General features: G+C 39.1%; 9 protein-coding genes and 2 pseudogenes. 5 read left to right on the top strand and 6 right to left on the bottom strand.

All coding sequences use genetic code 11. The annotated features are described in order from the left end of the window. Positions 1 to 5: 5 nt before the first annotated feature. From V7K21_RS00875 to V7K21_RS00850, 6 genes and pseudogenes are all read right to left on the bottom strand, one after another. Positions 6 to 4,238, bottom strand: a pseudogene (locus tag V7K21_RS00875) (non-ribosomal peptide synthetase); the annotation flags it as partial. A 440-nt stretch (positions 4,239 to 4,678) separates the two neighbouring features. Then, positions 4,679 to 6,022, bottom strand: coding sequence for a serine hydroxymethyltransferase (gene glyA / locus V7K21_RS00870; protein WP_335170950.1), 1,344 nt, complete (start codon positions 6,020 to 6,022; stop codon positions 4,679 to 4,681). Between the two features lie 93 nt (positions 6,023 to 6,115). Beyond that, positions 6,116 to 14,113, bottom strand: coding sequence for an amino acid adenylation domain-containing protein (locus V7K21_RS00865; protein ID WP_335170949.1), 7,998 nt, complete (start codon positions 14,111 to 14,113; stop codon positions 6,116 to 6,118). A 379-nt stretch (positions 14,114 to 14,492) separates the two neighbouring features. Continuing rightward, entirely contained in the window at positions 14,493 to 15,137 is a 645-nt protein-coding gene (locus V7K21_RS00860; protein WP_335170948.1) for a hypothetical protein, read from the bottom strand. A 161-nt stretch (positions 15,138 to 15,298) separates the two neighbouring features. Continuing rightward, the gene (locus V7K21_RS00855; RefSeq protein ID WP_335170947.1) at positions 15,299 to 16,435 is read right to left on the bottom strand and encodes a class I SAM-dependent methyltransferase; all 1,137 of its coding nucleotides are present in this window, start codon (positions 16,433 to 16,435) and stop codon (positions 15,299 to 15,301) included. A 10-nt stretch (positions 16,436 to 16,445) separates the two neighbouring features. Next, a complete protein-coding gene (locus V7K21_RS00850) occupies positions 16,446 to 21,485 on the bottom strand; it encodes an amino acid adenylation domain-containing protein (RefSeq protein ID WP_335170946.1) in 5,040 nt (1,679 codons plus the stop codon). A gap of 1,240 nt (positions 21,486 to 22,725) precedes the next feature. On the opposite strand from V7K21_RS00850, the gene V7K21_RS00845 reads away from it, so the two are divergent. The 5 genes and pseudogenes from V7K21_RS00845 (at position 22,726) to V7K21_RS00825 (ending at position 25,868) form a co-directional block, all read left to right on the top strand. After that, positions 22,726 to 23,076, top strand: coding sequence for a hypothetical protein (locus V7K21_RS00845; protein WP_335170945.1), 351 nt, complete (start codon positions 22,726 to 22,728; stop codon positions 23,074 to 23,076). 59 nt (positions 23,077 to 23,135) lie between these two features. After that, the gene (locus V7K21_RS00840) at positions 23,136 to 23,801 is read left to right on the top strand and encodes a hypothetical protein (protein ID WP_335170944.1); all 666 of its coding nucleotides are present in this window, start codon (positions 23,136 to 23,138) and stop codon (positions 23,799 to 23,801) included. A gap of 119 nt (positions 23,802 to 23,920) precedes the next feature. Continuing rightward, on the top strand, positions 23,921 to 24,931 hold the full coding sequence (locus V7K21_RS00835) for a fatty acid desaturase family protein (RefSeq protein ID WP_335170943.1): 1,011 nt from the start codon (positions 23,921 to 23,923) through the stop codon (positions 24,929 to 24,931). Positions 24,932 to 25,102: 171 nt separating this feature from the next. Beyond that, positions 25,103 to 25,327 (top strand): annotated as a pseudogene (locus V7K21_RS00830) (ISKra4 family transposase); the annotation flags it as partial. 64 nt (positions 25,328 to 25,391) lie between these two features. After that, on the top strand, positions 25,392 to 25,868 hold the full coding sequence (locus V7K21_RS00825) for an SET domain-containing protein-lysine N-methyltransferase (RefSeq protein WP_335170942.1): 477 nt from the start codon (positions 25,392 to 25,394) through the stop codon (positions 25,866 to 25,868). Positions 25,869 to 26,482: the final 614 nt, after the last annotated feature.

Genomic DNA, 26,482 nt, shown 5'->3' with positions numbered 1-26,482 from the left:
AATAACTATTGTGTAGCTTCTTGTGCAAGCTCAATGCAAGCTTTCAACCGTTCGCCTAAGACTTGAACGTGGGGTTGAATCATCATTGTCACATGGTTGCCTGGGACAAAATGGACATCCACTGGTTCGGCAGAAAATTTACTCCAGTCCCAAGTCAAATCCTGCAAAATCTCAAAAGGCACTTCATTATTAGATTCAGAAACATCAATGAGAGTCTCGTTGGCACGTAAGAGGGTAATTTGGCTTGGATAAATTTCTTGTGGCACATAATTTACTGAAGTGTTAGCTTTCAGCAGCTGCACCATATTATTAAGCAGCGTAATATCATCGTTAGAAGGTAAGATATCAGCATTTTTTAATCTTTCTAAAACGTATTTCAGCTGATCTTCCCAAACCATAGATTGGAGAGTATCAGCAGAAACATTCAAGTTTTTGGTATAAATAATTTCGATTGTGTCTGCTAATTCAACCAAACATTCAGTCTTATCCCAGTCAAAACCTGTGGGATTTTCCTGATAGAAAGGTGCCGTAGTATCAAGAATGGCAACTAAAGCAACCTTATGACCTTTGCGAAGTAACTGCTGCGCCATTTCAAAAGCTAATTTACCGCCAAAAGAATGCCCTGCCAAAAAATACGGCCCCTGCGGTTGAACAACTAAGAGTGCTTGAATATAACGGGCGGCTACATCCTCAACTTGAGTAATTAGTTCTCCTTCTTCACAAAGAGTAATTGCTTGGAAACTATAAAATGGTTGGTTCAAACCCAGACAACGGGCTAAATCATACAAATAAAAGGGATAGCCAGCAGCCCCTGGAAGACAAAATAAAGGTGGCTTAGAACCATGCGGCTGAAGTGCTACTAAGGGAGATCCACTCTTAGAATCTAAATCTTTTTGCACAATAGTTGCCAATTGTTCAATAGTTGGATTTTGGTAAAGGCTGGCGATCGCAATATCTTTACCAAACTGCTGTTTAATTTGAGCCATTAAGTATGGAGTTAAAAGGGAGTGACCACCGAGATCAAAGAAGTTATCTTGTACTCCCACCTTCTCGACTTTCAAAATTTTTGACCAGATTTGCGTTAGTTGCAGTTCTAATTGGTTGCGTGGTGCAACAAATTTGTCTGAATTGCTGGTGTGTAAATCAGGTGCAGGTAAGGCGCGACGATCTACTTTATTACTAGGAGTTAGTGGCAAAGACTCCAACATCACAAAAGCATTGGGTATCATGTACTCTGGCAGCTTTGCTTTGAGGAATTGGCGCAGTTCGTTGATTGTAGGTGTACAGTCCTGATATGCTATCACGTAGGCAACTAGGCGTTTATCACCCCTGTTGTCTTCGCGAACGATAACACAACATCCTTCCACATCTTCATGCTGGCTCAGTACTGCTTCAACTTCTCCCAATTCAATTCGGAAGCCTCGCACCTTAACCTGATTGTCAATGCGTCCTAAGAATTCAATGTTTCCATCCGGTAAATAGCGTCCTAAATCCCCAGTTTTATACAGGCGATCGTAATTAAAGGATTGCCATTGTGTTTCCCTTGTGCCCCCCTGCTCCCCTCTCCCCCCTTTGCCCCTTATCCCCAAAGGGGACCCCGAGTTCCCCCTGCTTTGACCGAAGGGATTGGGGATAAATTTCTCAAGTGTTAACTGTGGTCGGTTAAGGTAGCCCCGCGCCAAAGAAACACCACCAATGTATAATTCTCCTGCTACACCCACGGGTACAGGCTGTAGATATTTATCTAAAATGTACATCTGTGTGTTAGCAATGGGACGACCAATGGGAGGCAGTAGGGGCCATGTCTGGACTGAATTAGTCAGTGTAAAAGTGGTAACTACATGGCTTTCTGATGGCCCATAATGATTGTGCAGAGTACAATCATTAGTTAGTTTGCTTAACCAGTGAGAAATGGCGGGAGTAATTTGCAACTGTTCCCCAGCAGTAATGATTTCCCGCAGATGGCTGGTAAATAATTCACTACTAACAGCTACTTCAGCTAGTTGCTGTAAGCCAACAAAGGGAATAAACAGTCTCTCAATCGCTTTGTCTTCCATCAAAGCTAACAAAGCTACTGGATCTCGGCGCAATTCCTCCCTAATCAAGACCAATGTACCTCCAGAATGCCAAGTAGAGAACATTTCATGAAAGGAGGCATCAAAGCTGATAGGAGCAAATTGCAGAGTTTTTGCTCCACCAGAAACCTTCATATTTTCCAGTTGCCATTCGATTAAATTGCAAAGAGCAACCTGACTCATGGCTACACCTTTAGGTTTACCCGTAGAACCAGAGGTGTAAATCACATAACCCAAATTATTCGCTTGTACGCCAGAGATGAAATTGTCTTGACTGAACTGGGAAACTAGCTGAGTGTCAGTATCCAAACAGACAAGTTTCGCTTGATGCTGGGGTAATCTCTCAACAAGTGAATGTTGAGTTAGCAGTACTTGAACTTGAGCATCTTCAAGCATGAAACTCAGGCGTTCATTAGGATAGTTTGGGTCGAGTGGCAGGTATGCCCCACCTGCCTTAAGAATTCCTAACAGTCCTACAATCATTTCTAAAGAACGCTCGATACAAATGCCTACCAACATATCAGCTCTCACACCCAAAGATTTCAGGTAGTGCGCCAACTGATTTGCTTTGGCGTTCAATTCATCGTAGGTAAGTTGTTGATTGCCAAACTCCACCGCGACTGCATCTGGGGTATGCTCTACTTGTTCCTCAAACAACTGATAGATACACTTATCTATGGGATACTCTGTTTGAGTATTGTTCCAGTCTATTAATAGCTGGTGCCGCTCTCGCTCTGTGAGGAGAGGCAAAGAGAAAACCTTCTGTTGAGGGTTAGCTACAATTCCCGCAAGTATTGTCTGGAAATGTCGGGTCATGCGATCAATCGTGGCAGCATCAAACAGGTCAGTATTGTATTCCCATGTGCCGATTAATCCTTTATCGCTGTTCTGTAAAAATAAAGTTAAATCAAATTTCGCCGTGGTTTTTTCCACCGCTAATGGACTCACTGTTAAGCCAGGCATCTGTATCTGGGGCTTTGGCACCTCAAGTACCAACATTACCTGCACCAGTGGTATGTAACTTAAGGAGCGCTCAGGCTGTAATTGTTCTACTAATTTTTCAAATGGTAGGTCTTGATGAGCATAAGCTTCCAACATCATATCCCGGACTCTTGACAGTAAATCCTCAAAAATGGGGTTGTCTGACAAGTCAGTCCGCAACACCAAAGTATTGGCAAAAAAGCCAATTAACCCTTCGATTTCCGGACGATTGCGGTTAGCAATCGGCGTGCCTACTATAATGTCATCAGAGCCAGTATAGCGAGAAAGCAAGGTAATAAACGCTGCATATAGCGTCATGAACAAGGTGACTTCCGTGCGTTTACTTAACGTTTTGAGTGCCTCTAATAGATAGTTTGGTAATAAAAATGACACATATGCGCCTCGGAAAGCTTGCACAGCTTGGCGCTGACGGTCAATTGGGAGAGCTAGCACTTCAGGTGCCCCGGCAAGTCGCTGCTTCCAGTAGCCAAGTTGTTTCTCCAAGACTTCCCCAGTCAACCACTGGCGCTGCCAAACAGCAAAATCGGTATACTGGATGGGTAACTCAGGTAAGGGACTGGATTCTCCTGATAAAAAAGCTTTATAGAGAGCGGACAACTCCTGAGTAAGTATTCCCAATGACCAGCCATCGGAGACGATATGGTGTATATTTATCAGCAGCACGTGGGACTGAAAACTCACTCGCCACAAATGCACTCGTATCAGCGGCTCGTTGGCAAGGTCAAAAGGTTTATCCGCCTCTATTGTGACTAACCGTTTCACAGTAGTTAAGTGTTCGGCTTCTGGTAAATCCTGTAAATCTACTACTTTTAGAGTCAGGGTTATTTCAGGGTCAATGATCCGCCTCGGAGTACCATTTATCACCTGAAACCGGGTACGTAGGACTTCATGACGCCGCAGAATTTCCGCGATCGCTTTTTCGAGGGCAGCTAGATTGAGGTTGCCGTTAAGAAGCTTTGCAAAGGGTATATTGTAGGTGTTGTTTTCTCCCTCCAGTTGGTTGAGGAACCAGAGTCGTTGCTCTGCAAAGGAGAGAGGTGCAGGAGTCGATTGGGTTCGGCGCTTAATGGTTTCACTGGTCAAAAGTATGCCTTTTTTCTTCAGCAGGTGTTTGAATAGTTCTTGCTTTGCGTTGGATGAAGAATCGTTTATAGCGCTCATGGCAGAAATTTTTTTCTAAAAAAGCTATTTTTTGAGAAACCCGGTTTTTTAAACAATACCTTCCCCAAAATAATCAGGGCGGCCGCATCATGTCAATAAGACTATTCTATTCTCAATAGACTCAAGAATAATCTCATTAAGCCCTACTTATTGATAAACATTTTAGCGATTGCTTTGAGCCTTGGAAAATAAATAAAGCCAGAAATACTGATTTTTCGTTGGGTCTTAATCTTGGTCTTGATCAAGAGTACTTTAGATGCGTTTGCCCTGCCAAAATAATGATGTATCCTATAACTTAAGTTTCTACAGTGAGAGCAAAGTGCTCCAGAGCTTTCTGATAAAAAATGTAATATTATTTTTATTCCATCATCATGAATATAGTTTGTGACTTTTTCTCCTTGTACGGCTAAACGATAAGTCTTTCAGCGTACATAATGATATTAAAATGGGTAATTAGGTAAGGGGAAACTATTACACAGTTGTTTTACTTGGGTACAAACTGATTCCTGTATCTGTTGATCTAATACATAATTTTCCTTGTCAGTTTTCTTGAGAGAGGAAATTACTTGATGAATTAATTCAGCACATTGAGACATTTCTTTTGCACCCATCCCTCGCAAGGCTAGTACGTTAGTTCCTAAGCGAATACCACTAGTTACCCTTGCGTTTGCTCGGTCACCAGGGATTTTATTTTTGTTCACAATGATATTACAGGCTTCCAACGCTAGCTCGGCTCCCAGACCTGTGACCCCACTTGCATGAACATCAACCATTACCATATGAGTATCTGTACCTCCAGTAATGACTTTGTAATTCATTTCCTTCAAGTTACTGGCTAAGGCTAGGGCATTGCTTATAATTCGATGTGCCAATGTTTTAAATTCCTGAGTAGAAAGCCTTTGCAGCATAATGGCTTTACCTGCGATCGCGCTCAGGTTTGGTGTACCTTGAAAGAAGGGAAAAACAGCTTTTTGGATGGTTTCAGCCAGCGTTTTCTTATTATCCGGGCCTAGTTTTTCATAGTCTTTGCCAATCAAAATTAGACCCCCGCGAGGGCCAAATAATTGTTTATAAGTACTTGTTGTTGTAAAATGAGCGTGGTCTATAGGACTAGGATGTGCATCAGCGACCACAAGTCCAGCAACATGTGAAATATCAGCTAATAGATAAGCTCCCACTTGATCAGCTATTTCCCTAAATTTTTGATAGTAGATCGTCCGAGTATAAGAACTAGCTCCACAAATAATCAATTTGGGTTGATACTGCCGCGCTAACTGGAGAATTTCCTCATAGTCAAGCCAACCATCGTTGTTGACGGTATAACTAATAGGGCAAAAATATTGACCTGTCACAGAAGCTTTGGCGCCATGAGTAAGATGACCACCACTATTAAGTTCCATCCCCAAAATCGTATCTCCGGGTTTCAGCAGACTGAATAGCACAATTTGGTTAGCAGAACTGCCAGAATGGGGTTGAAGATTTGCATACTGTGCTTTAAAAACTGCTTTAGCCCGGTCTATAGCTAAGTTCTCGATTTCATCGACATACTTACATCCCGCATGATACCTATTTCCCGGATAGCCTTCTGTCGTCACGTTGGTAGCAATCATACCTCCAGCCAACACAGAAGGATCGGCGATGCTAGAGGATGCAACCATGTAAAGTGAATTCATCTGTCGGTGATATTCTTGCAAGAGAAGGTTATGCAAAACTGGGTCATTCTGTTGGAGAAGTTCATCTCCTATTTCTGACAAGCTTGAGAGTAAGGTTTTAGAGATGGTCATATCATATATTTTTACTAACTTTTCTGAACTATTACACTCACAAAATGACGACATATTAACCAACGGATGGAATATGCTCCCGCTCGCTGTCAGTTATTGCCTGATATCTTCAGCAAGCATTTTTGTGATTTCCTCTTCAGACAGTGCCTGAACTTGTAAGAATATTTCTGAGATTTGGGTAAGATTAATTTGCATCTGTTTCCCCTGAATTTCCATAGTCTCAGCCATTTGAGCAACTGTAGGTGATTGAAAAATCAACCGTAAAGCTACCTCAATTGGGAAAATTTCCTGCAAGCGGTTGATTACCTGGGTGGCGATAAGAGAATGTCCTCCTATGGCAAAAAAGTTATCATTTATACCCATACTATTCACTCTCAGTACCTCTACCCAAATGAGCGCGATGACTTGCTCTAAGGGAGAACGGGGAAGGACAAAAGTGTCTGATGATGTAAGTTCTAAAGACTCAGGTGTCAACTCTAACAGCTTTAGCCTATCGATCTTACCATTAGGGGAAAGAGGAAATTTGTCTACGAGCATATATGCTGATGGCAGCATATATTCGGGTAATTTTTGTTTGAGAAAATGGCGTAATTCTTCGGGGGAAGGGTGAGGATGCTGTGTAGGAATTACATAAGTCACTAATCTTTGTGTAGCGCTGTCCATAGAGTTGCCAATTACCAATGCTACGCATTCTTTGACAGCAGTATGCTTTCTCAACTCCGCTTCGATTTCCCCCAGTTCGATGCGATGCCCTCGTAGTTTGACTTGGTAATCGATTCTACCTAATAATTGAATATTACCATCTGGCAAGTAACGAGTTAAGTCACCTGTTTTATAAATACGCCCTCCTTGCACTTCACTAAAAGGAGCAGGAATAAATTTCATCCGAGTTAATTCTGGGCGATCGCAATAACCACGAGCCAAGCCTATACCACCAAGATGCAGTTCTCCGGGAACGCCAATAGGAACAGGTTGAAGATGTGGATCAAGAATAAAGGCTTTTTGATTCGCCATCGGTTTCCCATAAGGAATACTTTTCCAATTGGGGTCAGTAGTATCAACCTGATAAAGAATTGAATGAATCGAAGCTTCTGTTGCCCCTCCCATACAAACTACTTCTGTACCATCGGTTAACTCTTGCAATCGTTGTGGTAAGGTAGTAGGAATCCAATCTCCGCCTAAAAAAGCTACACGGATAGATTTAGGCCATATTTCTGGTCGGCTGCTGACGTAATCGACTAGCATTTTCAGCAGGGCAGGTGCGGAATTCCAAACTGTTACCTGGTGCTGTTGGATTAATCTGGCCCATTGGGCAGGGTCTTTGGCAATCGCTTGACTGGGGACAATCAGCGTACCTCCAGCGGCGAGAAGTCCCAAGGTTTCATAGACACACATATCAAAACTTAAGGAAGACAACACCAGTACGCGGTCATCTGACCCTACCCTATAACTACGGTTAAGGTCTGTAATGTTATTTACTACCCCAAGATGATTGATAGCTATTCCTTTGGGTTTACCAGTGGAACCAGAAGTATAAATTACGTAGGCGAGGTGAGAGGGCTGGACTCCTGAATGTGGATTTTCGATACTGCTGGCAGCAATATCTTGCCAATCTGCATCTATACAGATCACTTGACGCTCTTGGGCTGGGAGCGCAGAAACCAGCTGGTGCTGAATTAAAACAATCTGGGCGTTGATGTCCTCTAGCATAAAAGCTAGGCGAGCTTTGGGATAAGATGGATCTAAAGGTAAATATGCTGCACCAGCCTTGAGAATACCGAGTATGCCCACGACCATTTCTATAGATTTTTCCATACAAATGGCAACGATGGGCAAAGCCCCGCCTTGTCCTATTGGACACGCTTCGCGAACGGCGATCGCATCTGTTCTTATTCCTTTTTTTTGCAAGTAATGAGCTAATTGGTTTGCTCTGTTGTTGAGTTCACCATAAGTTATTTGTTCTTGCCCGTAGCAGATGGCGATCGCATCAGGATGTTTTTCAACGTTCAACTCAAATAATTGGTGGAGACATTGATCTTCTGGAAAGGCTGTTTCCGTAGCATTCCAATCGAGTAGAATTTTTTGCCGCTCTGTGGCATTCAACAAGGGTAATGTCGAAATATTTTCGTCGGGATTGATGACAATAGTTTGTAGGAGTGTGGTAAAGCAATCTAGCATTCGAGCAATGCTAGTTGCTTCAAATAAGTCTGTATTATAGGAGATATATCCTTCTAAGGCGTTAGGTGTCTCCCACATCTGCAAATTCAAATCTAGTTGTGATGTTGCCCCTTGAATTTTGAGCGAAGTAGCGGTAATTTCTGGTAATTTCAAGGTTTGCAGTGGAGAATTTTGCAGAATAAACATCACCTGGGCGACCGGATGATAACTTAAATCTCGTTCCTGATTTATGGCTACTGTCAACTGCTCAAAGGGTAAATCTTGATGAGCATAAGCCTGTAAGGTTACTTCTCTGACACGCTGCATCAGTTCTGTGAACTTGGGATTACCTGACAAGTCAGTTCGCAAGATTAAAATATTAATAAAACATCCAATCAAGTCTTCCAGTTTCGGATGGTTACGATTAGTGATGCCAGTACTAACAATAATGTCTTCCTGTCCGGTATATCTATATAGTAAAGTTTGAAAAGCTGCTAGCAGAGTCATGTATAACGTGCATCCCTCTCGTTGGCTCAGAGACAATAACCCTTGATGTACGTCTTGCGGTAGGGCAAAGGAATGACTTGCACCACGAAACTGTTGAACTGGCGGACGTGGATAATCCGTAGGTAACTCTAACAAGGGCGAGGCTCCTGCCAGCAGCTTTCTCCAATAGCTCAGTTGTTTCTCAAGAATTTCCCCAAAGAATGTGGTGCGTTGCCATGCAGCAAAATCGGCAGACTGAATCAGCAATTCAGGTAAGGGCGAAGGCTTACCACTGTTAAAGGCCTCATATAAAGCCGATAGTTCTTTCATGAAGATACCAACTGACCAAGCATCAGAAACGATGTGGTGCATGATCAGTATGAATAAGTTCTCTTCCTCGCCCAGGCGAATTAATTGCGATCGCATCAGTGGTTGAGAGGTAAGAGCGAAGCAATGCTGAGATGCCTGCTGGATTAAACGCTGCATTTCTTGCATCCGACTGCTTTCAGATAAAGCTGGCAGTACCATTATGTCTAATGGCATAGCTACAAATGGTGCAATTACCTGAATTGGTTGTCCGGCAACTGTTGGAAAAGTGGTTCTCAAAATCTCATGACGGCGTATAATCTCGGATACACTTGCTTCCAAGGCTTTAATATTGAGTTTTCCTTTTAAATGCAGCGCACAAGAGACATTGTAGGCAGGATTGTTCCCTGCCAACTGATGCATAAACCAAAACCTTTCTTGGGCAAACGATACTTTTAATGCCTGTTCTCTAGAAACAGGTTGTAATGGATGCCCTGTTATAGTTTGATTTGTTAACAGGCTGGTTTCAATTGCCGAAGCAAGACCTGCTATAGTCAAATTTTCAAACAATACCCGAACCGACAAATCCACTTGGAATAATTCTCGCACTCTAGAAATTACTTGAGTAGCAAGCAGGGAATGTCCACCCAATTCAAAAAAGTTATCTTGAATTCCTACTCGCTTAATTTCCAGCAACTCCTGCCAGATATTCACCAAAGATTCTTCGATCCTAGTACGAGGTGCAACAAGATCGCCAATTACAGGTCGGCTGTAGTCTGGTGTAGGTAATGCTTTTCGGTCAATCTTGCCATTAGCTGTAAGAGGTAAAGAGTCCAATATGATATATGCAGAAGGTTGCATAAACTCTGGTAGTTTATTGGCAACAAAGGCACGTATTTCCGGTAATAACTGATTGGCAAATTTACTTTGCAGGGGGTTATTTGTGTACTGATTCCAGGGTCGGAAAAACTCTCTATGACCGAAAGTGGAAAATGTTGCATTCTCCTCCCGACTCAAAAACACATCAAAGCAACCAAGATTTCCTGAAAACGACCAGCTGATGTTGGCATTCCAAGCATATTCCTTGCCCAAGTTCCAAAAATCTTCTGGGTCAGCCGCAGTTGCAGGGATATTTGCTAACGCTTGTTGCAATTGATGAAATGTATCATATTTCCCGTAGTCTGTAAGTAATTCTATACCTTTGATATCTGAGAAAAGACGCGCATTTTTCACATTGGTGATTTTAATCAGTCGTTCTTGTTTTGCTTGCGTCAGAATACGACGGATTTCAGGCAAAGTCAGCTTATCTTTTTCCCAATCTAGACTGAGGTCTTCCTTAAGAGGGATGTCTTCTTGTCCTATTTGTAACGTTACATCGTATCTAAACTTAGTCATTTCATTTAGATACTTCCCTCGTTTTAGTGACACTTGTACACCACTAATTGAAGGTATATGGCGGCTCAGAGCATAGAAAAATGCAGGATCTACCAGTAATTCTTCTTCCTGAGCAATGCGTTTTTGCACTTTAGTTTGTAATTGGTCAGGACTCAGAGCAACTTCTGCTTGATAAAGTTCTACTGACGTGTGAAATACTTCTAAAAGTGGTAAACTACGCACATCACCAATAAATATGTTTGCTTGCTGCGGCAGCAGCTTTACAATTTCCTGTAAAACACGTAATAAATAATCAATATTAGGAAAATATTGGATCACAGAATTGATGACTACTGTGTCATACTTGCCAGCTGCTATACCCGCAAAATTATCTGCCTCCTGTTCCCTTAGTTCTACCATTGGCAGAGGTTGTATTTGTAATTGCTGTTGCACAAAAGCCAAAGCTTCTGGCAAGAAGTCTGTTCCTAAGTAGTGCTGACAATCAAGAGCAAGCCGAAAGAGCAAAAGACCTGTGCCACAGCCAATTTCCCACACATTCTTAGGTTTAAGACTGCTAATTCTGGCAACAGTTTGCTCTACCCATTCCCGCATTTCTTCTTTATGAATTAGCGATCGCGTATAACTGCTGTTCCAGCCTACTATATTGAAGGTTGAATCTTCGGATCTAAATTGTTGAGAATATGAGTCCCTAAATAATTCTTTCCACTGTAACACCTGCTGTAAATGCAAGGCTGTATTCAACCCTTCATTTGCAGATGTTAGTGATGAGCTTTCAGCCACCAGATATGCCACTAAATACTTAGTATCTGACTTTGAGATGGGAACAACTACCACTTCTTTCACCAGTGGATGCTTTGCCAGGATGTTCTCAACTTCTCCCGGTTCGACCCGAAATCCACGAATTTTCACTTGATCATCTAATCTACCTAAAAACGTTATATTGCCATCCGATGTATAACGTACTAAATCCCCTGTTTTATACAACCGCGCTTTTGAATCAGAACTAAACTTGTTAACAATAAATTTTTTCTGGGTCAAATCTGGTTGATTAAGGTAGCCTTGAGCTAAAGCTGCACCACCAATGTAAAGTTCACCGGGAACACCAACAGGAGTCGGCTGTAAATGTTGATCGAGAATGTAAACTTGGCAGTTACTCAAAGGTAGTCCAATTGGTACTTCTTTGAGTTTGACATCCACACCATTAAATGCTGAAAGTCTGTAAAGCGTTGCGGCAACAATAGCTTCCGTAGGTCCATAAACATTAATTACTTCCGGATAATACCCTACATTCTTTTGCCACAGCGCCACCTGCCTTGCTTGCAATCGCTCACCTCCAAAGATAATTAAGCGCACAGATGTCGGCAACTTGCAGTCAGGCTTTCCTGATTCTGCGGCTAACTGATGCCAATAAGCAGTTGTCACATCCAAAACTGTAATCTTCCATTCCTGGCATTTTTGGAAAAAATAGGGAACAGAACTCAACATATCATCGGTGCGAAGCACAATAGTGGCACCACAACTTAAGGAAGGATAAATTTCTTCCAACGCTCCGTCAAAACTGATAGAAAAAAACTGTAATATTCTATCTTGCTCATCTAACTGATAATCTTTTATGGCTGTTTCGGTAAAAATTACCAAAGACTGATGGGTAATCATTACCCCTTTGGGAGTTCCTGTTGACCCGGATGTATATATAATACATGCTAAATTTTCTGAGTTAATTTCACTGCAAATATCACTTGTCGGTTCTTGAAAAATCTCCCCTGCTTGTGTATCAAGATAAATTCTCCTGATACTTGATGTAGGTAACTCAGAGATTATATTCTCCTTAGTTACTAAGCAGGAAATCGCTGCATCCTCTAACATATAGGCGAGGCGTTCCTGGGGATATTGTGGGTCTAAGGGAACATAAGCACCCCCTGCCTTCAGTACACCCATAAACGCTATTATCATCTCTATCTCCCGTTGCAGATATATGCCTACCACTGCTTCTGGGACTAATCCTTGTTTTTTTAAATAATGTGCTAATTGATTCGCTTTTCGATTCAATTCCTCATAAGTTATTTCCGAACCCTGAGAAATTACTGCTATTTTTTGCGGATTTGCTGCTACCTGCGCTTCAAATAGATGATGAATACATTTTTCTGTGAAAAAAGGTTCGGTAATAGGCTGCCATTTTGAAATTAATTGTTGTTTTTCGCTCTCATCGAGCAAAGGAATCTGAGAAATAGGCAGTTCGGGGTTAGTAACAATTCCTGCTAACAATGTTTGGAATACCTTAATCATTCCCTCGATCGTGGCTTCTGTAAATAAATCTGTGCTATATTCTACAGAGCCTTGCAAACCCTCTGCTGATTCCCAGCAAAACATCGTAAGATCGTCCCTAGAAATATCGGGTTTAACATTCAAGGAACTAATAGTTATATCCTGTAGTTGAAATACTTCTCTCGGAGTATTTTGCAATACAAAAGACACTTGATAAAGGGGTCCATAACTCAAATTTCGTTCTGGATGCAATTCTTCTACCAATTTTTCAAAAGGCAGTTCTTGGTGGTCATAAGCTCCCAAAGTTACTTTTTTAACTTGTTGGATTAGTTCACTAAAAGCAGGATCTCTTGAGACATCGATCCGCAACACCAACATATTGACAAAAAAACCAATTAATGATTCTATTTCCTTACGGTTACGGTTAGCGATCGGAGAGCCAATGACAATATCTTCTTGATGACTATAACGATATAAAAGGACAGTAAAAGCGGCTAACAAAGTCATAAAGAGCGTCACATTCAACTCTTTACTCAGGGTTTGCAACTTTTGTGTCAATACTTTACCTAAACTAAAATTCTTCGTTGATCCTTTAAAAGTTTGAGTTAAAGGTCGAATATAGTCAGTCGGTAGTTGCAGGAACTCTGGCGCACCTGCTAGGGTTTCCTGCCAATATTTTAAATGTGCTAATACTTTTCCACTTAATCGTTGACGTTGCCAAACTGAAAAATCTGCGTATTGAATGGGTAATTCAGGTAAGGGAGAAGGCTTTTCAGCAGAGAAGGCAGTATATAAAATTGTGAGTTCTTTAATTAGAACGCTCAAAGACCAACCATCAGAAATAATATGGTGCATTCCTATCAACAGGATGCCAGAATTTTCTTGTAACCACAAAAATTTTACTTTCAATAAAGGGCTTTGAGAAAGGTCATAGGGTGCTACTGATATTTCCCCAATTAACCTTTTCACCTCTGCTTGCTGTTCTTCACTGGGTAAACTGCGTAAATCGGCTTGTGACACATATAGTTGCAGTGCAGGTGCGATCGCTTGGCTGACCTGACCATCCACACTTTTAAAGCTTGTTCTTAATATTTCATGTCGCTTGATTAACTCATTGAGACACCGCTCAAATACAGGAATAGTGATCGCACCTTCTACCTGGAAAGCTTTTATAATATTGTAAGTAGGGCTCAAACCCTCTAACTGGTCTAAAAACCACAAGCGCTGTTGAGCGTAAGATAATGGCAAACTAGCATTCCGATCTACACGAGGAATGGGTTGGATAAAAGAAGAAAAACTGTTTTCTGCTGAACCGAGGAAATCAATGATTTCGCTTTTACGCTCTGTAATTTCCTGGAGCAACGCCTTAGTCATGATACTAGAAGGAGCTTGATACTTCAATTTGCCCGCTTCAACCCAAAGCTTAATCTCCATTTTCTGGAGATCAGCCATGAATGATGCTAAACCTTCATTTTTTTTCATAACTGATACTCCTAAATTAATGAGCCTATATACAATTTTTTTCCTTCAGTTAAACCGAGATTGTTTTCATTTACTCACTGTGCAAATTTATCGTCATCTCCTTTAAGGAATATAGCTTATTTCAGGTCTTTATTAATCATCCTTCGATAAGTAATATCAAATCCGTTTGTATCGAAATTATTCCTCTTTCCTCTTCCTCTGCGCCCTCAACGTCTCTGCAGTTTTTTAATCATTCAGATGCTACCAGATTTGATATAACATGAGAATACCTTGTCGCAGACATTGCTAAACAATTACTGATCAATTAAATTCAACTTTCATGAAATCACATTTATATTCTTATCTAACTTTTTATTTTCTCACAACAATGTAATATATTTTATATTAAATTAAAGTCATCAATCTTACTAACTAAACTGTTGAAATAACTTAATGACATTGATTTGTTTTGCATTTCTGTTGGCATCTTATGTTTTACTACGTATTGCCAAAAAGCTGTATTTGTTTTTTTATCTGCTACTAAAAAACGCTCTTTAAGATGAGGTGTTATTACAACTAAAGATACAGTATAGGGTTGTGTTGATATAGAATGAACTGTGTCAGGATCAAGAGTGTACATTGAGCCTACTTTTTCTTCTCTAATCATTAAAGGTCTTAATTTCTCTATATCTATATTTTCATTCCAATCTTTACCATCACCATACAAATGATGTTGATAACCTCCATGTAGAATTAAACTAGAGAGAGGCCATGTATGGTTATGTGGTCTACCAGAATATTCTTGTAAGTATATGTGCATTCTTATACGTATTCCTTGAGAGGCATCTTCATATAGAACTACTTTATCTAAAACATCATGATGTTCAGTTAAAGAAAGTAAGTAAGAGTTTCCTGCAACCGAGTTTAGTAACAGTCTAAACATCTCTTTGTCGCTAGCTAAATCTATCAATACTTTCTTCGTCAATGTGTAAAATTCCTTTAGATTTGAAAAATCAATATATGTAAGAGGATTAAAAATTTCCATTTGGGAATATTTCCTTTTAAATAATTTTGAAGTTAAATGAGGGATAAAATACTCAAGATACTTGATTATTTTAAAATGTTAAGGAATTAAGCTAATTATACTTGAGCAGCAAATTATTGAGTACTAGTTGAGTATTTTTAGCCCAATGGGTAGTGAAAAGCCTAAGTAAACCCAGACCAGATAGCAGCAAAAGTCCAGTTACGATAAAGTTTAGATGACATCGACACAGAAGAAGATTTATGAAAAGTGGGAACTGTATCTTCAGCTAAAATTTCAAAATTGTGTTGTTTCAATAAAGCTCTAATCTCGTTAGCTGCTAAACTGTAAGACAAATCATTAAAATGGTAAGCAAGTGGGCCAAAGTGGATAAATATTCCATTTTGTTTGAGTACTCTGGCAATTTCTGCGAATAGTAATTGGGGAGGAATTACATCTGTGAAATAAACAGATATAACTGTTGATAAAGAATGTTCCGCAAAAGGAAGATGTAATGCATCTCCGATAAAATAAGAAAAGTTTTCGCTACTAGGTTGCTGAATTTCGACACCTTTCTTATCTGGAGGATACATTGTAGCTGTTAAGCAGCGTGTTGCTTCTGTGTCATAAAAAATATTTTTCTCGTTTATTTCATAAAAAACAATTTCTTTTTCTAGTAAATCATAAAAGAAAGCGGCCATTGTGTAGGATAAATCTGTTGCGTACATCCATTTATATTTATCTCGAAGATCCCACGCTATCCTTCCTGTACCAGCACCAAGTACTATTGCAGCATCGCGTTCAGTGTCGAAGGAAAGAATATATTTTAGGAGTGTATTATGAATCAGTTCTAATTCCTCTTCTCCTTCTGGTAGCCAACACCAGTCTCGTTGCAAATAGCTAAAGTTTGCTGAGTAACCATAATATTTTTCATGAGTAGCAATTTTTATTAACTGATTTAATTCTATATGTTTAGATATCTGCTCCTGGAGTAATTGAATATATTGATTATTGAAAATAATCCCCGATTCAATTGCTTTTATAACTTGAGAGCGCCGGGGATTTTTCTTATCAGATGCTACTATCTCTTGAATCCGAATTTCACTTTCTTGAATGTATTTTTCGTATTCAGATAAAATTTCAGCAAGGTATTTGTAAGGATTTTTTAATAAAATCGGAATTTTTTGTTTAATAATAGGGTATTCATAGGCACAATTAGGACAAATTATTTTGTTTAAGAAGTTTTGGTAATATCCCAATGTATTACCGCAATGTAAACATATCGTATTTTCCAACGCTTCATTCATATTTTTACTACCCAACGCTTGATTTTTAAATCTCTCCAAACTCCTCAAGTATTGTTGAACTGTTTGTATTTATTTGTACAGTTTTCTGATTCCACATTAAGAAATCTATGCGTTTAGACAACTCTGTTAAAGTAGTATCTTCAAACATACTATTTAGGGGAAGTTCTAGTTGAAATATTTCTCGCACTCTAGAAATGACACGAGTTGCTTGCAGAGAATGTCCTCCCAAAGCCCAAAAATCATCCTTGATTCCTATGTTGTCTGTTTTTAAAACTTCCTGCCAAATCGCTGCAAGTTTTTTTTCTGTATCATTTCTGGGCGACTGGTAAGCAATTCCTGTATCTAGGCTAACTTGTTCGAGTATTAGTAGAGCTTGCTTATCTATTTTACCATTAGGAGTTAAGGGAAGTTGCTTTACCTGTATAAAATATGTTGGTATCATGTATTCTGGTAGCGTTTGCTTCAGATGAATTCTAATTTCTGTGACATTGATTTCTTCTTGGGCAACTATATATGCAACCAGATATTTATTGTTCCTTTCATCTTCTTTAGTAAGTATTACTGCTTGTGAAACTTTATCGTAGGTTTGTAAGTTAGCCTCAATTTCTCCTTGTTCTATCCGATAACCTCTAACTTTAACTTGCTCGTCGTTACGTCCTATAAATACAATGTTGCCGTCGGGTAACAACTTTCCCATATCACCAGTACGGTATAAGTATTCCCCTTGTACAAATGGATTGGAGATAAACTTTTCTCTAGTTAGGCTTTCTTGATTAAGATAACCTCTTGTTAGTCCTACACCGCTAACACAAATTTCACCAACAATTCCTGGTGGTAATAATTGCTGTTGGTTAGTCAAGATATAAATGTATGTATTATCAATTGGTTTACCGATGGGAATTCGCTCTAAGGTTGGCAAATCTCCCTCAACTGTATAAGCAGAAACTACACCGGTGCATTCTGTCGGGCCGTAACCATTGATAATTTTTGTTTGGCAATGTGGTGATATCATCCACAAAGTTAATTTTTGAATGTTAATTGGTTCCCCACCAAAAATCAATTTTCGTAAAGAATTAAGTTTGTCAAAGTATTTAGTTTCCAACAATGGATACAATGCACTTGGACTAGCGTTGACTAGTGTTAGCTGATGTTTGGCTATTGTATCTGCAATAGTGTCGTAGTTACCAATCATTCTTTCTGATAGGTAGATGCTAGCGCCAACAGCCAACGGAGCGAATATATTTTTCTGTGCCAGATCAAAACTTAAAGGGGCTATTAGCAACATCGAATCAGGTTCTACTAAGTTTAAGGTTTTGGCATACCAATTCACTAAACTTACTAGGGAACTGTGTTTAGCGAGTACTCCTTTAGGCTTTCCGGTTGAACCTGAAGTGTAGATAATATAAACTAAGTCATCTCCAGTGTTGGTTAGTTGCAGATTGGTAGTCGGATATGTATGCAATTCTTCTGATAGCACATCTAAAAGCAATACTGATTGGCGATCACTTGGCAGGTTTTGACTACAACTTGTTTGTGTTAGTATTACCTTGACTGCACTGTCTTGAATCATATATGAGAGTCGGTTTTCAGGAGATAATGGCTCAAGAGGAAGGTAGGCTCCACCTGCTTTTAATATTCCTAAAAGACCAACAATCATCTGTTCTGAACGATTTACCATCAGTCCGACCACATCATCTGACTTGATGTGGTGATGTTCTCTTAGGTAATGAGCTAACTGATTTGCTCTTGTGTTTAGTTCTCTGTACGTTAATTGTTTTTCATCACAGATTACGGCAATATTGTCCGGGGTCTTTTTTACCTGCTCTTCAAATAAGCTGTGTATAGTTGCCCCTATTGGATAAACTACTTTTGTACCTTTGAGTTCTGTTAACAACTTGGTCTTTTCTACCTTTGTTAACATCTCAATTTGACCAATTCTGATTTCTGGCTGGGCTACTATTTCCTCAAGCATGATCAGGAAATGAGCAATCATCTTTTGCATGGTTTCCCGGTCAAACAAGTCGCTGTTGTACTGCCACATTAGAGTGAGTCTGTCATTATCCTCCCGTTCCTCTCTACCAATCCTTTGTTCTGCAATTGGAACACAGATAACCTCGATATCTACTTTTGCACTATCACTATGTCTAATGGTTAAATGACCTTTCAATCCCAAAAAATCTGGATCAGGTACAGGACTGTCATGGAAGCTGAATATTACTTGGAAAAGAGGATTCATTCCAGGTACCCGTTTCGGGTAGACCTTTTCGACAATTTTCTGAAAGGGAATGTCTTGGTGTTCAAGTGATTCAAATAAAGTTTTTTGTACTCTGACAAGTAGTTCTTTGAAGGTTGGATTACCTGCAAGGTTGGCACGCAAGAGAATCATATTCACCAACATCCCAAGTACATTTTCAGTTTCCTTGCGCCTTCTGTTAGCTGTAGCTGTACCTATCAGTATGTCCTCTTGACCTGTATATCTGAACAACAGGTTAGAAAATGCAGCAAATAAAGTGGTAAATAAAGTTACGCCGTTTTCATGACTTAATTTTCGCAAAGACCGATACAATTCTACGGGTAGGTCTTGTCGTATCAGCCCCCCTTTCAAACTTGGTACTTTAGGTCTGGGTCTATCTGTATGCAAGTTAAGGATAAATTGACAGCCTGCCAATTGTTTTTCCCAATATGCAAGCTGGTAGTTGAATAAACTTTCTTGTACAGAGCTGCGTTGCCATGCAGCATAATCTGCTAATTGAAGAGGCATTTCCTCAAATGGAGAAGGTTTCCCTTTTTTATAAGCATCATATAGTGCTTTTAGTTCTCGTAAAAATGTGCTTACTGACCAGCCATCATGAACATAATGAAACTCAACATTGAGGAAGACATACTCCAGTTCTCCTAGTTGATATAAGTACCACCGAATCAACGGAAGGCGTGTATAATCAAACGGTTTTGCCAATTCTTGCTTAATCAATTCCTCAGCACGCTCTGCACGTTGCTGTTCAGGTAAATCCCGCAAGTCTATTGTTAAAATTTGTGCCTCCCAGGGTGAATGAATGCTCTGAACAGCCTCTGCGTTCACCTCAGGAAAAGTCGTTCGGAGAATTTCGTGTCTTTTAATAATTTCACTAAGGCTCTTTTCCAGAATTTCTTTATCTAGTTCTCCTTGAAATTGAATAGTAAACTGAGCGTTATAGGCTACATTGTTCGGAACAAGCTTATGGAGAAACCATACCTGTTCTTGCTGGAAGGTTAGAGGAATATATGAGTCACGAGAAACCACGGGAATGGGAGAATGTGCGGTTTCTTGAAAAGGTGAAGTTTCAATTTTACTGGCTAAACTTGCTATAGTTGGATTGTCAAATACATCCTTTAAAGTCGCATTTATTTCTAAAGTCTTGTTAATTCTAGCTACAAGTTGAGCGATAACTAAGGAATGAGCACCAATTTTGAAAAAATTATCTTCTATTCCAATGTATTGAATTCCAAGCAATTCCTGTAGAATTTGGGCAATTTCGTGTTCCAGGCTAGTTTGGGGTGCAATATACTGATGCTCATTTTTTCTAGCTGGATAAGGCAAGGCATTTTTATTTAATTTTCCATTAAGTGTACGCGGAATTTTATCAAGAAACACAAAGTAAGTAGGTATCATGTAGTTGGGGAGTACATTACCCAAATGCTTTTTGAGTTCCTCATCAGATATATTTTTCTCACTTCTGATATAGGCTACTAACTCCCTTTGCAAAGGAAGCACTTCTTTTGCACCAATTACAGCTTCTTTTACTTCTGGGTATTTTAATAAAACATCTTCAATTTCTCTTGGCTCTATTCTATATCCTCTAATTTTGACTTGTTCGTCTATTCTTCCTAAAAATTCTATATTTCCATCTAGATTAATCCGTCCCAAATCTCCGGTTAAATATAATCTTTCCCCTGACTCTCTAAAAGGATTTTGGATAAATTTTTGTGCTGTTAATTCTTCATTTCGCCAGTATCCTCTCGACAAGCCTTTTCCTGCTAAACAAATTTGCCCCTCTTCCATTGGTGCAGTTTGATTTAACTGTGCATCAAGAATATATGCTTTCACATTTGAAATGGGCTTGCCTATAGTAATTACTTTTTCCTCTGGCTTTAATTTACATGCCGTTGAACATACTGAATTTTCTGTTGGACCGTACTCATTAATTAATTCTACTTTTGGTAATAAGGCAAAATGTGAGTTGACTATTTCTTGACCTACAGCTTCTCCCGCAAGTGTCACAGCCTTAAGACTAGATAATTTTTTATAACATTCAGTTAATATAATCCAGTAGAAAGATGGAACAGTCAAAAAATGGGTGACTTGATATTTAGCGATTAATTTTTCTATATACTCTAAGTCTGTTCGTAATTCTTCCTTCAGTAGTACTAACTTTCCTCCAGAGCACAGGATGCTGAATATATCTACTACTGAACTATCGAATGAAATAGAAGGAAACTGGAGATTAACATTTGAGGGGTTAAAACCATAGTATTCTTGTCTCCATATTAAAGTATTGATAATATTTCTGTGTTCAATCATTACCCCTTTAGGATTTCCAGTAGAGCCAGAAGTATAAATTAAATAAGCTAAGTTATTGCCTGAAACTATAGAAGGATGGTTGTAGTCCAGTTGTTGATTTACTAACTCTTTAATATTACATATTTGATATTTTTCTAAGTCAAAATAGGTGCTGGGTGATTCTTTATCTGTCAACACTATTTTGCAAGCACAATCATTGAGCATATATGTTTTTCGCTCTTCGGGATAGGTTGGATCAATTGGAATATAAGCTGCTCCCGCTTTTAAAATACCCAGTATTCCAATAATTGTCCATGCGGATCTTTTAATGATGATCCCAACTACATCATCTGGTTTTATTTTGTAGCGAATTGACAGAAAATAAGCAACTTGATTTGCTTTTTGATTTAGTTCTGTATAGGTAAATTCATAGTCTTCATCAACAACTGCAATATTCTCAGGAGTTTTTTCGACTTGTGCTGAAAAAATATCGTGAATTGTTTCACTCTGCAAAAGATTCATCATCATAAATATGATTCTAATTTTGAATTTTTAGTTGCTGTGTTGATTAAGTATAAAAATCCGATTTTATTTTTGAAAGTTTTTTTTGGAATGAATAGCATTAGACAAGAAGTGGCTTACCGCAAAAGAGACGGCAAACTAGCCAAGCAAAGAGTTAGACAGAGAATTTCACAAATAAAATAGGATTGCTATTACAGAACATTAGTAAAAACACAATTCACTTGTCAAGCCTTTTTAAAAATTATATTTTCTCATAAACAAAGATGTAATATTAAGTTTTATTAAAAAAGTAGGATAAGTAAGATATTTGGTATCAACCTTGATTATCCTGTTGATTAAGCTCAGGAGTTACGCAGTTGAACTTAAAATGTAGTAGAAAGAGGGAATGAATCCACCGAAATATACCGCTATTGAATACATCAACTTCTTGATTGCGACGCAAAAACCATATAGCTGTGCGTTCCTACTTAGCAGATCCTTAACTCTTCCACCAACTGCGTAAATCCTGAAGCTGTAGATTAATTTTTTATCCTTGAATTGATTTCATCAAAAGCGGCTTTGGTAGTAGGTAATTGTTACCTATTACTAAATTCCTCGTCCCCTTCTGGATAAGGAGTTTTAACAGGATGAACGCACGGCTTTTCTGAAACCCTTACTGGGTAATGATCTTGATCAAAAAATAGACTAAATTATAAAACGCCGAAACCCTTGCTATTAAAGGATTTTTATACTTTAGATGCGTTTGCCCTGGGAGTTTTAACCTTTTATGTCTTTCACCCCTATGTGTATTTTTTTATCCATGAACGCCTGAAAACACTTGTTTGTTCGTAGACTAAAATAGCGATTGCCTATTCAATCTGAATCATTTAAACCCGTTCATAGTAAGCATTTACGTTTTGCAGATAAGTCTATTGGTTGAGAACAAGTTATAGTCATATATGTGCTTAACTTGACTTAATTATGGTCAATTTGCTTTTTATTTTTCACCAACAAAAACTTTTGTTAATAAAGTAAGAAACATCAAACTATCAAGTCAAAACTCATGTATTCTAACATTGAAGCGTGGAACTTAGAAGTGAGGGAAAATCTGCTCTCAGATCGGCTTAACCTCTTATGGTCTGGGATCTTTGTCCTAGTACTGCTTTTTATCAGAAAATATAGCCCGTAACTTACACACAAGAATAAAGCAGTTACCAAAATGCATTTTAAGACTGCGGTTAAGTTTGATCGAGAAACGTTCAACAGAATGAAGCGAGATATCGAGCTTCTATCTAAGACAAATCGAGGCAGACAGAATTCTCCAAGCTTTGCTACTGAAATTCCACAAGAGATTGGTGTTAAACTTACCTATCAATGCAATTTAAGATGCGAAACGTGTTTTCAATGGAACGATCAAGGCTTTTTGTATCATCTGAATAAGGCTCAGTTGAAGGATGAATTAGACGCTTCTATTTTTGAGAAGATCCTTTATGAAACCGAGTCTGCCAAGTCAAACTTATATCTATGGGATGGTGAGCCACAAGTTTACCATGACTGGTCTGAACTTTGTCGAATGCTAGAGAAAGACCTCGGGACTACTATCTCCACCACCTGGTAATTGCTCAACCTCAATTACCTCCCTAAATTCGTTATCTTGCAGTTGATGGAGCCTATGCCTTGGAGCCATTTGTCACTGGGGTCGTTGCTCTGAATTTGAATGTCATCAGTAAGCTGCGCCGAGATGCGAATCTACGATATGTGTTCGAGGGTGAACAGAAAAAGCGGGAAGCTAAACGCAAATATGATGGCAAAGTTGATTTCGCCGACCCTACTCGCTTGACTTGGGTACGCGAACTGCTTGAAGGGGTTGAACTCTACACAGCAGTTATATGGTACGTTTCACTCAAGCGTAAGATCCGTCTGGCTTATTTACTCGACCGCCGTAACCTTAACAAACCGAGTTACTCAGTTCTATTCTCAACAGATATTAACCAATCGGCAAACGAGATTTATTGTTTCTGTAAGCTGCGCTTTCAAATCAAATTTGTTTTTCATGATGCTAAACAGTTTACGGGACTGAGTGATTATCAAGCCCGTGATGTCAAAAAGCTTGACTTTCATTTCAATGCCAGTTTCACCGCCTTAAATATTGCCAAGCTCGATGCTTATCGACAGCAATCGAGTCAAAAACCCTTTGTCTTTTCAATGGCAAGTGTCAAACGACGGGCACTCAATGACTATTTGCTCGACACCTTTATTTCAAAGTTAGGTCTCTTGCCGACTGTTATTAAATCCAATCCTAACTACCAAAACTTACGCTCTTACGGTGTTATTGCTGCCTAATTTTGTCCGAAGTATTGATATTGACAACTGTCGTACTAAAACTTTTGTAAGTTAGACATTCTAAAACTTTAGTTTGTAATGATGCCATGATATCCCAGTAAACATTTTAAGAGGTAGAAATGATTCAAAGTATCAAAGATCAAAAAAGTCTATTTGAAGATAATCTAGAAGGGGATGTCAATGTTCTGTTAGCACCAGTCAGTGGTAAGGACGAACGGCAACAACTGCCGCGAGAATTATTTAATCGTAAGCCTGCAATATTTATAGCGAAGTTATCATTTGCTCTTGCACTAGTAATTATTAGCTGGATAACGATCTTGTTCAAACCATTCTGGTCATTAATACTTTTAGCAATGATAGTTAACGGTTTAATGTATGCTCATTTAGTGGAGCTACAGCATGAGTGCCTTCATGGACATGCCTTCCTTTCTCCAAAGCTTAATCGGTTTTTTGGGATAATTTGTGGTATTTTCATGATGAATTCTTACTCACACTACCGATATGACCATTTGCGTCACCATGCTTATTTAGGTTCTTTCCGTAATAAAGAACACTTTGACTACCGTTTTCAAAACCTTAATTCATTACTTGGGTTAACTCTTTCATTCTTTGATCTGTCTCGCTACAAACGCATCGCTCATTTCACACTACTGACAATTTTCTGGCGCCCCTTGCCTGGAATTGAGAAGGAAAATTATAACCGTAATATAAAGCAGGAATATTTATTTAACTTCATGCTTCTCGTGGCTAGTATTGTCCTTACGGTATACACTGGTACATCTATATTTATCTTAGCTTGGTGGGTGCCATCATTACTGTTAGCGGAAGGAGTACACTTTATGATAGAGATGCCAGAACACTTTGGCTTAAACACTCAAACCGATGCAAATGTACTTAGTAACACTCGTACTATCAATACTTCAAGGTTAATGTCTTGGTTTGTCAATGGTAATAATATTCACACAGCGCACCATTACCACCAAGGTGTTCCAATGTGCAATGTTCAAGCATTGCACAAGCTAATTGAGCCTAAGATTATGGTGGTTGAACCATCCTATCGTTACTTTTATGACCAAGTGTTCCGAGGTCGTATACAACAAAATGTTGATGAAACATGTATGGAGCGTTGAAGACATTCTTCAATAAGGAAGTACTGTTTGAGCTATACTGCCTCAGCTTATAGATTTATAAATGGCTGCGGCTCTTATCAAAAGACGGTATTCTGATAAAAAGTAGAAATAGGAGTGCTGTCATCATAAGCTTTGGAAACAATCATCAGGGCAAAAAGACAGGCTCCAGATATGGATATCACTGGCGCGAGGTGGAGCCTAACAGGTGCGGAAGCTGTTTTACGTCTTCGTTCCCTCCATATTAGTGGTGATTGGGATGAATACTAGCGCTTCCATTTACGGCAAGAATATGAGCGTAATCATCTGTGCTTGTATTTTGATGGTATTCCTTTGATGAAACGGGTAACTCAAGCTTGCTGCTCTCTTACTCCACCATCACTCCCAATACTTGTCTAACTTCATTCTTCCTCTTTTTAAAAGAGCCGCACCCATTACAATTTTCAAGTAACAGTTATAAGAGATGAAAGCCCTTGTCAAGATTATGATTACTTTAGCACATAGCCAAACATACGGAAAACACTTAGTTGCCGAACAAAGAATCAAAAAAGGAACTGTATTTCATCAAATTAAAAATTACCGAGTCTTACCTTATCCTACTTCTCAAAGCCTTCAAATCAATGCTGACAAGCATATCTGTTGGGAAAAATATGTCTTATTTCTTAATAACTCATGCGATCCCAATACAATTGTTAATGTTGAATCTTTAGAATTATGTGCGATACGTGACATTGAAGAAGGTGAGCAAATTACCATGTTCTATCCTAGTACAGAGTGGGAATTACATCGCCCTTTTGATTGCTTATGTAACTCTAAACAATGTCTTGGAGTTATTAGAGGTGCTAAATATCTCTCAGAATCATTACTGAGTCAGTATTTTATTAATCGTCACATCTATATACAAAAACGTGAAATTGATAGTCATACCAAATCAGTTTAAAGCTGCGTAGAATGGCATTGTCAACTTAAGGGAACAAGTGCAAAATTAAGCAGGAAGCGTAACAAATCGAGCTACTAGTAGTCTGCCAAGAAAATTATGACAGAGCCAAAGAAGGATATAATCGTTGAAATTTAACTCTGACATCTGATGCACCAATGGGTATTGCCCTGACAATTGCATCGAGGTACTCAGAGTGAATCTGTAATGCAATGGCTAACCCACGCTGACTTGGGAACAACGCGATTTTGTCATGTCAGGCAAAAAACGAGCGATCACTAAAACATATATTTAAGTATTTCTTAACTTGCACATTTGAAAACCTTTATACAGTATGGCTTTGAGGAATATCATTAAAATGTGCTTGTTTTATATTTTGCGGGAGCGAAGAACGCGCCCGTGGTCGGCTTATATCTTGCAACTGGAAATATGAATGTTAAATCCATGACTACGTGCAAGAGGAATCATGTGTTCAATATAAAGTAAAAAAGAAGACACAACAGTATTATTAATTATGAGAAATTAAGGGACTTCCAGAGAATAAACTATTCCATTAACAATAATGATAATCGTTTTAAAGGGGGATGAAGGGGCTGCCGACGGCAGCCCCTTCATCC

This window comes from Nostoc sp. (genome assembly GCF_036919595.1).
Classification (GTDB): Bacteria; Cyanobacteriota; Cyanobacteriia; order Cyanobacteriales; family Nostocaceae; genus Nostoc.
Note: the sequence above shows the minus strand (reverse complement) of the source record. Positions and strands in the feature narration are given on the sequence as shown.